At 66.6% G+C, this 12,982-nt stretch carries 11 protein-coding genes; 6 read left to right on the forward strand and 5 right to left on the reverse strand.

What is annotated here, in order from left to right; all coding sequences use genetic code 11:
- Positions 1-3 precede the first annotated feature (3 nt).
- Positions 4-972: a TerC family protein gene (locus C84B14_RS01880; RefSeq protein WP_353221610.1), complete on the forward strand. Its 969-nt coding sequence runs from the start codon at positions 4-6 to the stop codon at positions 970-972.
- 91 nt (positions 973-1,063) lie between these two features.
- On the opposite strand, the gene C84B14_RS01885 is transcribed toward C84B14_RS01880, so the two are convergent.
- The 3 genes from C84B14_RS01885 to C84B14_RS01895 form a co-directional block, all read right to left on the reverse strand.
- Positions 1,064-2,485: an alpha/beta hydrolase family protein gene (locus C84B14_RS01885; RefSeq protein WP_353221611.1), complete on the reverse strand. Its 1,422-nt coding sequence runs from the start codon at positions 2,483-2,485 to the stop codon at positions 1,064-1,066.
- Positions 2,486-2,934: 449 nt separating this feature from the next.
- Positions 2,935-4,191 (reverse strand): Glu/Leu/Phe/Val family dehydrogenase, encoded by a 1,257-nt coding sequence (locus C84B14_RS01890; RefSeq protein WP_353221612.1) that lies wholly within the window; start codon positions 4,189-4,191, stop codon positions 2,935-2,937.
- Between the two features lie 73 nt (positions 4,192-4,264).
- Positions 4,265-5,182, reverse strand: a complete 918-nt coding sequence (locus C84B14_RS01895; RefSeq protein ID WP_353221613.1) for a LysR family transcriptional regulator — start codon at positions 5,180-5,182, stop codon at positions 4,265-4,267.
- A 145-nt stretch (positions 5,183-5,327) separates the two neighbouring features.
- Between C84B14_RS01895 and C84B14_RS01900 the strand changes: the two genes are divergently transcribed.
- From C84B14_RS01900 to C84B14_RS01920, 5 genes are all read left to right on the forward strand, one after another.
- Entirely contained in the window at positions 5,328-7,289 is a 1,962-nt protein-coding gene (locus C84B14_RS01900; RefSeq protein ID WP_353221614.1) for a ligand-gated channel protein, read from the forward strand.
- Positions 7,290-7,407: 118 nt separating this feature from the next.
- Positions 7,408-8,343 (forward strand): ABC transporter substrate-binding protein, encoded by a 936-nt coding sequence (locus C84B14_RS01905; protein ID WP_353221615.1) that lies wholly within the window; start codon positions 7,408-7,410, stop codon positions 8,341-8,343.
- Positions 8,340-9,380 (forward strand): FecCD family ABC transporter permease, encoded by a 1,041-nt coding sequence (locus C84B14_RS01910; RefSeq protein ID WP_502949881.1) that lies wholly within the window; start codon positions 8,340-8,342, stop codon positions 9,378-9,380. The genes C84B14_RS01905 and C84B14_RS01910 overlap by 4 nt, the downstream gene beginning before the upstream one ends.
- On the forward strand, positions 9,377-10,459 hold the full coding sequence (locus tag C84B14_RS01915) for a FecCD family ABC transporter permease (protein ID WP_353221616.1): 1,083 nt from the start codon (positions 9,377-9,379) through the stop codon (positions 10,457-10,459). The genes C84B14_RS01910 and C84B14_RS01915 overlap by 4 nt, the downstream gene beginning before the upstream one ends.
- Positions 10,456-11,301: an ABC transporter ATP-binding protein gene (locus C84B14_RS01920; RefSeq protein WP_353221617.1), complete on the forward strand. Its 846-nt coding sequence runs from the start codon at positions 10,456-10,458 to the stop codon at positions 11,299-11,301. Before C84B14_RS01915 ends, C84B14_RS01920 begins: the two co-directional genes overlap by 4 nt.
- Here C84B14_RS01920 and C84B14_RS01925 read toward each other — a convergent pair.
- Positions 11,298-12,107, reverse strand: a complete 810-nt coding sequence (locus C84B14_RS01925) for a siderophore-interacting protein (RefSeq protein WP_353221618.1) — start codon at positions 12,105-12,107, stop codon at positions 11,298-11,300. The genes C84B14_RS01920 and C84B14_RS01925 overlap by 4 nt on opposite strands.
- Positions 12,104-12,958: an alpha/beta hydrolase gene (locus tag C84B14_RS01930; protein ID WP_353221619.1), complete on the reverse strand. Its 855-nt coding sequence runs from the start codon at positions 12,956-12,958 to the stop codon at positions 12,104-12,106. Before C84B14_RS01930 ends, C84B14_RS01925 begins: the two co-directional genes overlap by 4 nt.
- Positions 12,959-12,982: the final 24 nt, after the last annotated feature.

Here is a 12,982-nt window from a genome sequence, read left to right on the forward strand (position 1 = left end):
GCGATGGATGTACCTTTCTGGGTCTGGGGCGCGACGATCGCCGGTATCCTGGCGTTGTTGATCTTCGACTTCTTTGCCCACGTGCGCACCCCGCATGCCCCTTCTTTGAAAGAGGCCGGCGGCTGGTCGATCTTCTACGTGGTGCTGGCCATCATCTTCGGCATCGGCCTTTGGATGGTGTGGGGCCACGACCACGGCATCGAGTATTTCGCCGGCTATATCACCGAGAAGAGCCTGTCGGTCGACAACCTGTTCGTGTTCGTGATCATCATGGCCTCGTTCAACGTGCCCGCCGAATATCAGCAGAAAGTGCTGCTGGTAGGCGTGGTCATCGCCCTGATTCTGCGCACCATCTTCATCGCTCTGGGTGCGGCCGCGATCGAGAACTTCTCCTGGGTGTTCTATATCTTCGGCATTTTCCTGCTGTATACGGCCTGGAGCCTGGCACGCACCAAGCACGACGAAGACGAGGAATACGAGCCCAACATCATGGTACGGCTGGCACAGAAATACTTGCCGGCCACCGACGAGTACGACGGCACGCGCCTGACCACGATCCAGAACGGCAAGCGCCTCATTACCCCGATGCTGATCGTGATGATCGCCATCGGCGCCACCGATATCCTGTTCGCGCTGGACTCGATCCCGGCGATCTACGGGCTCACCAAGGAGCCCTATATCGTGTTCACCGCCAACGCCTTCGCCCTGCTCGGCCTGATCCAGCTCTACTTCCTGCTGGGTGGACTGCTGGACCGGCTGGTCTATCTGTCGCTGGGGCTTGCCGTCATTCTCGGCTTCATCGGCGTCAAGCTGATGATCCATGCCCTGCACACCAATGAGCTGCCTTTCATCAACGGCGGCCAGGAAGTGCATCTGGTCCCGGAAATCCCGATCTGGCTGTCGCTGTCGGTGATCATCGGCATTCTGGTGGTGACCACGGTAGCCAGCCTCATGAGCAGCAAGAACAAGTAGGCGCTCAGGCCCGCGGTCGCTCCGCCGACCGGATTTCGGGCAAAAAAAAGCCGGGGCGCACAGGCCCCGGCTTGTTAACGGGCTAGCTGCCTCAAGGCGCCGCGCAGGCCGCGACGCCCGGCCGGGTCGCCGTGGTGAACTGACAACCATAGTCGGCGCTTGAAACGGCGCTGCGCGCGACGTCGTCTCCGGCGGGTTTCTGGTTGTTCTGTTCCCAGTTGATCATGGCGTCGAATGCCGCCTGACGTTCGGCCTGGGTGAAGTCGCAGTGCCCGGGGGCCCTTACGGCACGTTGCACGAGCATGTCGCCACTGCCGCTGGCATCGGCGCGCTGCCGATAGACCTGCTCGTGCACGAACGGCACGTAAAGATCGCCCAGACCGTGAAGCGTGACCACCGGCACGTTGAACTCGCCGTTGACCCGCGGAATCCAGCGTACGCCGTCGCTGCGGGCCGGGTTGGCGCTCGGATCGGCGCTGACACGCAGGATCGATTCGTTGAAGGCGGTCTCGTCCATCGTGCTGGCATCGGGATCGTTATCGATGTTGTAGGTCACATCCTGGTTGCCGCTGAGGTTGCGGGCGAGAATGCCGTTGACCGTGCCATCGCGACCGCCGGTGCCCATTACGACGTTGTAATAGCCGCCACGAAAGCCCTGCTCGAAGACCGGCCGGTCGCCGCCGCTGAGCGTACGCACGATGTTTTCCAGGCGCTCGCCGGCCGCGGTCGGCACGCCCTGCTGCGTAAAGCTGGGGGGCGTGGTCCAGAGCACGGCATCGATTTCAGACTGGTCGAAATCGGTCGCCGGATAGCTCGTCGGCCCCTGGCCGGCCACGTGCTGGGCCGCGAAGGTGAAATTGAGCAGATAGTCGAACTCGTAGGTACCACCCACCACGCCGCAGCGCGGCACCGCCCCTGCGTACGTGACCTTGTTGGCGGCCTCGCGCTGGGTCTCGGCCTCGACGGCCGCTGCCGCCACGTGTCCGCCCATGGAGTCGCCGACGATATAGATCTTGCTCGGCGCCATGACGATACGGCCGTTCTGTTCGGCAATAGCGACAAACGCATTGGCCAGGGCGTTGGTGTCTTCCACGCCGGCGCGTACGTCGTAATAGTTCTTGCTGTAGCTCGATGCCGCCCAGGCATAGCCCTGGCTGATGTAGTAGTTGCGAAGATTCGGGTTGCTCACCGTCAGTTCGCTGCCTTCGCCACGATAGCCGTGCGCGTACATCACGAGCATGCCGTTCCAGCTGCCCTCGGCCGGCACTTCGATACGATAGCCCGCACCGCTGTCCATGACGCCGCTCCAGCGATCCGTGGTAACCCCGGTGATCGCCTCGAATGCCAGCGTCTCGCGATTGACGGCGAACTCACGGCTGTCCTGCTGACGCGTCAGCGTGTCGTTATCGGAGTCTACGGTGTCGATGCTGTCATCGCTATCGGAACAGCCCACCACCAATGCGCTCGCGCACGCGAGCGCCAGGACCTGCAAGGTCCAGCGTCGATCTTTCATGTCTCCTCCTGGGCGCCGTCGAGGGGGCCCGGTCCGGTCAAACGGACACGGGGTCGAACGGGCCGTGTTTATTTTTAGGTTTATTCTGGTTCTATTACGTCCGGCGCGACAAAATCGAAACGTCATTTCACCGGCGTACGCCAGTAATTCACCGTACCGTGGCGTGCGTCAAGTGCCTCGACCGTACGTGCATAAAACCGGGCCACAGCGGCCGTGCGTCGCTGCAGCGAAAGAGATGAAAATACGCTGATCAGTCAGTCGCTTGCACAGCTCGTGCCTGCCGGTCCGGGCACCACGGAACGCGCGCACATAACCCTAACGTCGAATACGCGGCCCAGCTTGGGGCAGCACCATCCTGCGCAAGGAGAACGCAGGCAGCGCTTGGCGCTACCCAGCCAGCGTACCCACCCGGCACCGGGATGCCTTTTTGCCGGGTGAGTTACCTCACCCTAGGCGCCGTCGCGAAAGAAGGCGCTGGTGCCGCGGGCCTCGGCCGCCTTTTCCAGTTTTTCCAGCGCGATCACGTAGGCGGCGGTGCGATAGTCGATCTCCAACTCCTCGGCGCGGTCGGCCACGCGCTGGGTAGCATCGACCATGCGCGTTTTCAGGCGCTCGGCCACGGTATCGGCATCCCAGTACCAGGCCTGGCGGTTCTGGACCCATTCGAAGTAGCTCACCGTCACGCCGCCGGCGTTGGCGAGGATATCGGGCAGCACCTGCACGCCGTTTTCCACGAGCGTGGCATCGGCCTCGCTGGCAACCGGGCCGTTGGCGATCTCGACGATCACACCGGCCTGCACGTTGGCGGCATTGTCCTCGGTGATCACGTTTTCCAGGGCGGCCGGTGCCAGCACGTCGACCTTGAGAGCGATCAGATCGTCGTTGGACATTTGCTCGCCGTCGGCATCGGTGACCGATCCCTTGGACTGTTTGGCCTCGGCCACGTCATCGATATCCAGACCGTTCTCGTCGTAGATCGCGCCGCCGGAATCGCTGACCGCGACCACCGTGTAGCCGGCGTCGACACACAACCGTGCGAACTGCTGGCCGGCGTTGCCAAAGCCCTGCACGGCCACGGTGGTGCCGTCGGCGTCGCGCTCCCAGCGCTCCATCATCGTTTGAAGCGTATGGAAGGCGCCGTCACCGGTAGCCGTGGTGCGGCCTTCGGAGCCGCCCATTTCCACCGGCTTGCCGGTGATCACGGCACGTTCCTCGGCCCGGTTGATGATGCGGTACTGGTCCATCATCCAGCCCATCACGCGCGGGTTGGTATTCACGTCCGGCGCGGGGATATCGGAATCCGGGCCGATGAAGTCGGCGATCTTGTCGATATAGGCGCGCGAAAGCCGTTCCATCTCCGCCGGCGATAGCTCTTTGGGATCGATCGAAATGCCGCCCTTGCCGCCGCCGAAGGGCAGGCCGAGCACCGCGCATTTCATGGTCATCCAGAACGCCAGGGTCGAGACTTCGTCGACGTTCACGTCCGGATGAAAACGAATCCCGCCCTTGGCCGGGCCCAGCGTGGTGTCATAGCGCACCCGGTAACCGGGGTAGAGCTTCATTTCGCCGTTGTCGTGGCGCAGCGGCACCGACACCTTGAGCGCGGTGTCCGGCTGGGCCAGCTGCTGGGCGATATCGTCGGAGATATCGATATGCTCGAGCGCGGCTTCGATACGCGCGCTCGCACCGTCGAAAAGACTGGGCATAAGACAATACGTTTGCGGACAATAGAACGTAGCTGCGTCCGACCAACCGCCAATACAAGAGCCGCCGGGCGGTTCAGGCAGCGGCCGTCTGGCTGCGCCATGCCTGCGGGATGGCCTCGCGCAGGTAGTCGAGCAGACAGACCGTGCGTCGCGGCAGCCGGCCGTAGGGGTAGGCCAGCGTGACCGGCAGCGGCGCGACCGACCAGTCGGCCAGACAGCGGCGCAGCGTGCCCGGATGTGCCTGGGAACGCTTGGCGGCGGTCCAGTCCGGCATGATCCCCAGCCCCTGGCCGCGGGCAATCGCATCGGCCTGCAATACCAGCTGATCGGTTCTCACCCGTGTACGAACCGGCGCCAGCCGATAGACCATGCCCTGGCGGTCGTTGTGCAGCTCCAGCGGCGTACGCCGATCGCCGAGCATATCCACCCAGTGGTGATCGGCCAGCTCGCGCGGATGCGACGGCGTGCCGTTCGCAGCCAGATAGTCCGGATGTGCATAAATGCCGCGGCTGAGCTGGCCCACGACTTCGCAGCGCAGGCCGCAGTCGGCGAGTTCACCCGGCCACAGGCACAACGACACGCCCGAGCCATCGCCGGGCGGATGGGTCAACGTGCGCAGGTTGAGCTCGATCTCGGCAAAGCGCTGTAGAAACGCCTCTACGCTGTGCATGAACCAGCCGCGCATGAACAGCGGATGCGCGTGTACGGTCAGCTTGCCGGCCACCCGTTCGCTGAGCTGCTCCAGCGCATAGCGGCTTTCCCGATCGATATCGAGCATGTCCCGACAGTAGCCGGCAAATACCCAGCCCGCATCGGTGGGCTCGAGCCCGTTCGCACGCCGGCGCAGCAGCGGCTGGCCCACCCGGGCCTCCAGCCGTGCCAGACGCCGGCTCAGGGTGGACTTGGACAACGACATACGGCGTGCCGTGGCGGTGAGGCTGGCGCTGTCGACCACGGCAACGAAGGCCGCCAGCTCGTTGAGTTGATGCATCCCCGTGCCTTGCTTGTGGCCGAACCCTGCGGGCTCGGAGGTCGTGTTGCTGTAAACGCAATCAGGCGTTCGATCCATTGCAACCCGCTTTATAGCAAAATCTTAATAAGAATGATTCGTATTTAATGAATTCCTTGGGGGATCAATGACCGGTATTCAGCGTGCCCGGGTAGGGCTGTGCGTCGCGATTGTTGTGGGAAGCAGTACGGGCGCGAACGCCCAGGAGGCGATGTCGCTCGGCGAGGTCGTGGTGACGGCCTCCGGCCATGAACAGCAGATTGAAGACGCGCCGGCCTCGATCAGCGTGATCGATCAGGAAAAGATCGAAAAACGCTACTACCGCAACGTCACCGATGCGCTGCAGGACGTACCCGGCGTGATCGTCACCGGCGGCGGCGCGGGCGATAACGGCCGCGATATCAGCATCCGCGGCATGCCCAGCGCCTATACGCTGATCCTCGTCGACGGCAAGCGCCAGAACACCCGCGAAACCCGCCCGAACGGCAGCGCCGGCTTCGAGCAGGATTTTCTGCCGCCGCTGCAGGCTATTGACCGGATCGAGGTCATCCGCGGGCCGATGTCCACGCTCTACGGCTCCGACGCCATCGGCGGCGTGATCAATATCATCACCCGCAAGGTGCCCGAGGACTGGGGCGGCGCCGTACAGGCCGACGCCATCATCCAGGAAGACGGCGACTCGGGGAATCGGCAGAGCGCGAATTTCTATGTCGGCGGCCCGCTCAAGCAGGACCTGCTGGGCCTGCAGCTCTATGGCAAGGTCAGCCGTCGCGCCGAAGACGAGATCATCGACGGCTATGAAGGCAAGGACCTGCGCAATCTCACCGCACGCCTGGCGTTCACGCCCACCGACAACCAGGACTTCACCCTCGAAGCCGGCGCCGAGGAACAGACACGCGAACAGAACGTCGGCCGCTCCGGCCGGGTGACGGGCTGTCGCGGTGGTTGTACCGATTCGTTCAACCGCTATTCGCGCGAACATTACGCCCTCACCCACCAGGGCCGCTGGGACTTCGGCACCACCGATTCCTATATCCAGCGCGAACGGGCGGAGAACTCGAGCCGCGAAATCGAGATCACCAACACGGTGGCCAAGACCAGCGTGGTCGTGCCCCTGGGCATGCACGTCGTCACTCTCGGCGCCAGCGCCGAGCGCCAGGAACTGGCCGACGACACCACCAACCAGATCTCCGATCTCACCGATGTCGAAAAAGACATCTGGGCGGTGTTCGCCGAGGACGAGTGGATGCTCACCGACACCTTCGCACTCACCGGCGGGCTGCGCCTGGACCACGACGAGAACTTCGATTCGCACCTCAGCCCGCGCCTGTACGGCGTATGGAACCCCACCCGCAACTGGACCCTCAAGGGCGGCGTGTCGACCGGCTTCCGGGCCCCGGATCTGCGCGAGATCACGCCCGACTTCGGCCAGGTCAGCCGCGGCGGCAATATCTACGGCAACCCGGATCTGGAACCGGAAACCTCGGTCAACAAGGAGATCGCCCTGCTCTATGCCAGCGACTGGGGCGCCAACGCCAGCCTGACGCTGTTTCACAACGACTTCGACGACAAGATCACCCGCGTGGCCTGCCCGATCGATATCTGTAGCGACGGCGCCAACCAGTTCGGCTCCGACCCCACCTATCGCATCAACGTCGACGAAGCGATCACCCAGGGCGTGGAAGTTGCCCTGTCGGCCCCGGTGAGCACCACCGTGGACGTATCCGCGAGCTATACCTATACCGATTCCGAACAGAAGTCCGGCGAATACGAGGGCGAACCGCTCACCCAGCTGCCCAAGCATCTGTTCAGCGCCTCGGCCAACTGGCAGGCCACGCAGAGCATCGCCTCCTGGGCGCGCCTGACCTATCGCGGCGAAGAGAGCCAGCCCACCACCGGGCCTTCGCAGAGCGCTCTGATCGCGCCGTCCTACACCTTCGTGGACGCCGGCATGGGCTATGCCCTGACCGATGCCACCACGCTCAACCTCGGCGTCTACAACCTGTTCGACGAGGACGTTAACTACGAAGAATACGGCTTCGTCGAGGACGGGCGCCGCTACTGGCTGGGCATGAACGTCGAGTTCTGAACACCGTCTTAGCGCCGCCGGCAAATCCGTCGCACGCGCCGCCGCTGGCTCTCGGTGGCGGCGCGCATTATCCTGCACGGTCGCGACCCCGACCGTGCGCCATCACGGAGCTTCACCCATGTCGTTTTTCAATGGCCGGCGCAGTGCGCTCGGCGTCATCGCAATCCTCGTTCTGGCCGTTTTTGCCGGCCCGGCACAGGCCGCGCGCGCGCTCGATACCGCCTATGGCAAGGTCGAGATCGACGGCACCCCCGAGCGGGTCGTGACCCTGTATGAAGGCGCGCTCGATGCCGCTGTGGCCCTGGGCACGAAACCGGTCGCAGCCGTGGCCACGCGCGGCGGCAACAGCGTGGCCAACTACATGCAGGCGCGCGTGCCGGGTATCGCCATCGTCGGCACCGCGCGCGAGAGCAATATCGAAGCCGTGGTCGCCCAGCGTCCGGACGTGATCCTGGCGTCTTCAAACCTGTCCGAACCGCAGTACCGGCTGCTGTCGAAGATCGCCCCAACCGTGGTACCAAAGAACGCCGCCTTCGGCCCCGATGCATGGCAGAACGAAACCCGGCTGTTCGCACGCGCGCTCGACCGCGAAGACAAGGCCGAACAACTCATCGCGGCCTTCGACAAACGCGCCGAGCAGATCAGCGCGCAGGTACCGGCCGATACCGAGGCCACGCTGGCGCGCTGGATGCCGCAGGGCCCGCTGGTCATGTCGTCGAAAATATTCGGCGGCCGGGTGCTGGCCGCGGCCGGTTTCGAGACGGCCGACCATGACGACATCGCCGATGATCGCCCGCATAGCGATCCGCTCAGCCTGGAAAACCTGGACCGTATCGACAGCGACTGGCTGTTTCTGGCCACCCTCAACGACGACGGTGAATCCGCGCTGGCCAAGGCCCGCACCTCGCCGGCCTTCGAACGCCTGAGCGTAGTGCAGCGCGATCATGTCGTACCCGTCGACGGCCAGCTCTGGACCAGTGCCTCCGGCCCGCTGGCCGCTGACGCGATTCTCGACCACATCGCCCGCGCGCTGGGTATCGCCGCCCGGCCTTGAGCGAGCGCCCCCGCACTGCTGGCAAAACGCCCCAGCGCCGCGTCGGCCTGTGGTTCGCAGTGCTGGCCGGCGTTGCGCTGATCGTATGCGCAGCCAGCCTCCTTTTCGGCGCCGGTGCCGTGGGCCCGGTCGCGTCCCTGGATACGCTCATACGCACGCTCAGCGGACGCGTCGCCGACGACAACGCCTGGTTCGCAATCGAATCGCTGCGCGCACCGCGTACCGCCATCGGCGTACTGGTCGGCGCGGCCCTGGCGGTCGCCGGGGCGTTGCTGCAGGCGGTCACCCGCAACCCGCTGGCCGAGCCCGGCCTGCTGGGGGTCAGCGGCGGCGCCACCTTCGCGGTGGCCATCGCCATCGCACTCGGCGCGGATGCAGCCACCCTGCGCGTACCGGTGGCCCAGCTCGGTGCGCTGGCCGGCTGTCTGGCCGTACTCGCGGCTTCGCGCGTGCGCGGCGCCGGTGATGATCCGGTGCGGCTCGTGCTCGCCGGCGCGGTGCTTTCCGGCCTGCTCTATGCGCTGACCTCGCTGGTGCTGCTGTTCGACGAACGCACCGCCGACGAAATCCGGTTCTGGGTCGTGGGTAGCTTTGCCGGCCGTCGCCCGGCCGACGTGATTGCGCTGCTGCCGGGCCTCGCCGTGGCCGCGCTGATGGTCATCGGTATCGCCCGGCCGCTGGCCGCGCTGGCGCTGGGCGAACACGTGGCCAGCGGGCTGGGGCACAGGCCCCGACTGGTTCGCCTGCTGGTGGTCGTGTCCGTAGCGCTGCTGGTGGGATCGGCCACCGCCATCGCCGGGCCGATCGCCTTCATCGGCCTGGTCGCACCCTTCGTGGCACGGGCGCTGGTCGGCCCGGATGTACGCGCCACGCTCTGGCTGTGTCTGCCCATCGGCGCCACACTCACGCTCGGCGCGGACGTGGTATCGCGACTGGTCGTACGCCCCTCCGAACTGCCGCTGGGCGTGCTCACGGCCCTGATCGGCGCGCCGGTGCTGGTGGCCGTCGTGCGCTCGCGGCGTCTGCCCACGTTATGAATACCGCCAGCCAGCAGGCAAAGAATACGATCGCGCCCGCCGGCAGCTGGCGCCTGCCGCTCGGCCCGGCTCGCAGCGGGCGCTCGTTGCTGCTCGACAAGCGGGCCTGCGGGGCCAATCTGCTGCTGGCCGCGGCGCTGTTTGCCGCCTGCGTGGCATCGCTGTGCCTGGGCGAGGTATCGATCGCCCCCGGCGCCGCGATCGCCGGGCTGTTCGGCTACGGCGACGGCATGGACGTATTCGTCGTCCAGCAGCTGCGCGCCACGCGGCTGCTTGCCGGCGTGCTCTCGGGGGCGGCCTTCGCGCTGGCGGGCTGTCTGATGCAGACCCTTGCCCGCAACCGGCTGGCCACCCCCGGCATCATCGGCCTGGACAACGGCGCGACCGCCTTCGCCGTGGCCTCGGTGCTGGGCGTGGGCCTGGGCATCGCGCCGCCGGCGATGGCGCTGGTCGGGGCCAGCGTGGCCACCGCCATCGCCTTCGGTCTGGCGGGCGGCATCGGCACCCAGGGCTATCGTTTTCTCGTAGCGGGCATCGGCGTGGGCGCGGCCTTCGATGCGATCACGCGGCTCATGCTCGCCCGCAGCGCGATCGATGCCGCCAATGCGGCCTATCCCTGGACGGTGGGCAGCCTCAACGGCGTGGGCGCGCTCGCCTTGAACATGCTCGCCGTCGGCCTAGTGATCGGCCTGATCGGCGCGGCGGCGCTGGCGCGGGCGCTGGGGGTGGTGCGTTTTTCCGAAGGCGTGGCCCAAGGCCTGGGGATTCGCGTGCGCTACATCCGCCTGGGCGCGCTGGCGCTGTCGGTGGGCCTGACCGCGCTGGCGGTGGCGGTCGCCGGCCCGGTGGGGCTAATCGCGCTGATCGGCCCGGAAGTGGCCCGCCATCTGTCCTCGCGACGCGGCGTGCCGCTGATGGGCGCCATGCTGGCCGGCGCCCTGCTCATGGTGGCGGCCGATCTGGCCGGGCGGGTGCTGTTCTCGCCGATCGAGATTCCGGTCGGGCTGATCAGCACCGTGGTCGGCGCGCCGGTGCTGCTCTGGATACTGCTACGCCCAGGCCACAGAATAGGCGTATGACCGTGCCTTTCGACGCGCCGCCCCTGTCGCTGACCAGCCCGCTGCAGGCCGAAAAGCTGTGCGTGAGCTACGGTCGGCGCCCGGTGCTCAGCGAGCTGGATATCGCCTTTCCTCGCGAACAAGTCACCGCGATTGTGGGGCCCAACGGCTGCGGCAAATCCACGCTGCTGTCCGCGCTGGCACGTCTGCATACGCCACAGGCCGGTCGTATTACCCTCGAAGGCCGCGATATTCGCAGCTACGGCGCACGCGCACTGGCCCGGGCGCTGGCCCTGCTGCCCCAGAACGTAACCGCCCCGGAAGGCCTGACCGCGGCCGAACTGATCCGCTTCGGGCGTCAGCCGCACCAGAGCTGGCTGCGCCAGTGGTCGGCCGAGGACGGCGCCGTTGTAGAGGCCGCCCTGGCCGCCGCCGATCTGCAGGCGTTGGCACACCGCCCGCTGGAAGCCATGTCCGGCGGCCAGCGCCAGCGTGCCTGGATTGCCATGTCGATCGCCCAGCAAACGCCGGTGCTGCTGCTCGACGAACCTACCACCGCCCTCGATCTGGGCCATGCCATCGAAGTGTTCGAGCTGGTGCGCGATCTCGCCGCCGAGGGCAAGACGGTGGTGATGGTGCTGCACGATCTGGGCAACGCCTGTCGCTATGCCGACCATCTGGTGGCCATGCGCGACGGCTGCGTGGTCGCGGCCGGCCCGCCCTCGGAAATCGTCAGCCGCGAGCTGGTCCGCGAACTCTACGGCGTGGACTGTACGCTGGTCACCGATACCGATACCGGCGCGCCGCTGCTGGCCAACGTACGCCGCGCCCGCGACGCCGTACCCGGCTCGATCAGACGCTAGCTCTCGAAGTTGTCCATCACCCGATGACGCTCGGCGTGATAGGCCTCTTCGCTGGCACGGGCTTTCCAGTACGGCACGGCATAGATCTGTTGGCGCGCCAGCCCCCAGACATCGCGCAGATGCGCGCGCATGGCCAGCACCGAGGCGTTTTCGCCGGCCACCCAGGCCGCGACCGGCTCGCTCGGCGGCGCCAGCGCTTTCAGCGCCTGCACCATGGGCGTATCGGCATGGTCGGCATGCGGCGCTCGTAGCCAGTCGATGGTGACCGCGGCTGCGTAATCGAGTTCGGGCCGGTCGGCCTCGGCCGGCAACTGCACGATCGCATGCCCGGATACCTGGGCCGGCAGGCTTTCCAGCAGGGCGGCGATCGCCGGCAGTGCGGTGATATCGCCGGCCAGCAGCACGCGCTGCGCGGGCGCGAGCATGGGACTCGGCCCGCCCGGGCCGGCCACGCCGATCGTATCGCCCACCCGCGCGCGCAGGGCCCAGGCCGAGGCCGGGCCGTCGTCGCCGTGCAGCACGAAATCGACGTACAGGCGCTGTCGAGACGCATCGAAATAGCGAACCGAATAGGTCCGCGTGATCGGCCGCGACTGTGGCCAGCGCGGCCCGTCGGGCGTGAGTTCGGGCAGCGCGGGCGCGGTTTCACCCGGCCCCGGCAGAAAGATCTTGATATGCGCGCCGCCATGATCGCCGGCAAAGCCCGACAGCACGCCGTCTTCGCCGGCCAGCTCGACACGCAGCAGACTGGGCGACAAGCGCGCCACGTCGGTGACCTGTACCGGCCAGGGGCCACGTGCACTCATGGCGTGGGCTCGGCCGTGGCGGCGCGGCCCAGCCAGCGCGCCAGTGCGTGGAACAGCCCGCGATCGAGCGCCGCGCCGTGCCCGGCACCGGCCAGCAGCCGATAGTCCACGTCGAATGCCGGGCAGCGGGCCAGTATTTCGTTCGCCTGCGCGGCGTTGGCGACCATCTGCCGGCGCGCGAGCTTGGCGGCACGCTCGGGGTTGTCTGTTTGGGCGGTATTCAACGGTTGCTCCTTGGCCCCGACGGTGATGATCACGGTTTTTGGCGCGCTGCGAGCACAGGAATCACCCTGTACGGCCTGCTGTAGCTGCGGCATGACCCGGACATCGTCCCACCACAGCGACGGGCTGGCGGCAAAATAGGCGGAAAAGCGGGCCGGATGATGGGCCAGATCGAACAGCACGGCCAGCCCGCCGAGAGAATGCCCGTAGAGCGCGGTTCGTGCCGGGTCGAGCGGGTAGTCGCGGGCGATACGCGGCTTGACGCGGGCTTCGACGAAATCCAGAAATGCCCTGGCCTGACCGCTGCCCGCTCTCCCGGCCACCGCGCTCGGGGTGAGGTCTTCAAACCGGCGCGGAATATTGAAGGCGACGGTATCGGGATAGCCCAGGCCGACCACGAGCACGCGATCGGCCAGCTCATGTGACTGCAGCCATGCCAGCGCGGCCGGCGCGGTGCGGTTGCCGTCGAACAGGAACACGACCGGGTAACCGGCATCCGGCGCCGGCGCTTGCGGCTGCGAGATCAACAGTTCATAGACCCGCCCGGTCGCCGGATCGACGATCGACTCGTGGCGCAGCGCGGCCGCGGCCTCGGGGTGGACCACGGTCTTCAGATCGGGCTGGGCCATGGCCGGGGCGAACCCGCCCATCAC

It is taken from the genome of Salinisphaera sp. C84B14 (assembly GCF_040361435.1).
In the GTDB taxonomy this organism is placed as follows: domain Bacteria; phylum Pseudomonadota; class Gammaproteobacteria; order Nevskiales; family Salinisphaeraceae; genus Salinisphaera.

Coding starts and splice junctions, on each gene's coding strand:
- C84B14_RS01880 (WP_353221610.1), top strand. CDS start 4: ATGGATGTACCTTTCTGGGTCTGGGGCGCGACGATCGCCGGTATCCTG.
- C84B14_RS01885 (WP_353221611.1), bottom strand. CDS start 2,485: ATGAAAGATCGACGCTGGACCTTGCAGGTCCTGGCGCTCGCGTGCGCG.
- C84B14_RS01890 (WP_353221612.1), bottom strand. CDS start 4,191: ATGCCCAGTCTTTTCGACGGTGCGAGCGCGCGTATCGAAGCCGCGCTC.
- C84B14_RS01895 (WP_353221613.1), bottom strand. CDS start 5,182: ATGCATCAACTCAACGAGCTGGCGGCCTTCGTTGCCGTGGTCGACAGC.
- C84B14_RS01900 (WP_353221614.1), top strand. CDS start 5,328: ATGACCGGTATTCAGCGTGCCCGGGTAGGGCTGTGCGTCGCGATTGTT.
- C84B14_RS01905 (WP_353221615.1), top strand. CDS start 7,408: ATGTCGTTTTTCAATGGCCGGCGCAGTGCGCTCGGCGTCATCGCAATC.
- C84B14_RS01915 (WP_353221616.1), top strand. CDS start 9,377: ATGAATACCGCCAGCCAGCAGGCAAAGAATACGATCGCGCCCGCCGGC.
- C84B14_RS01920 (WP_353221617.1), top strand. CDS start 10,456: ATGACCGTGCCTTTCGACGCGCCGCCCCTGTCGCTGACCAGCCCGCTG.
- C84B14_RS01925 (WP_353221618.1), bottom strand. CDS start 12,107: ATGAGTGCACGTGGCCCCTGGCCGGTACAGGTCACCGACGTGGCGCGC.
- C84B14_RS01930 (WP_353221619.1), bottom strand. CDS start 12,958: ATGGCCCAGCCCGATCTGAAGACCGTGGTCCACCCCGAGGCCGCGGCC.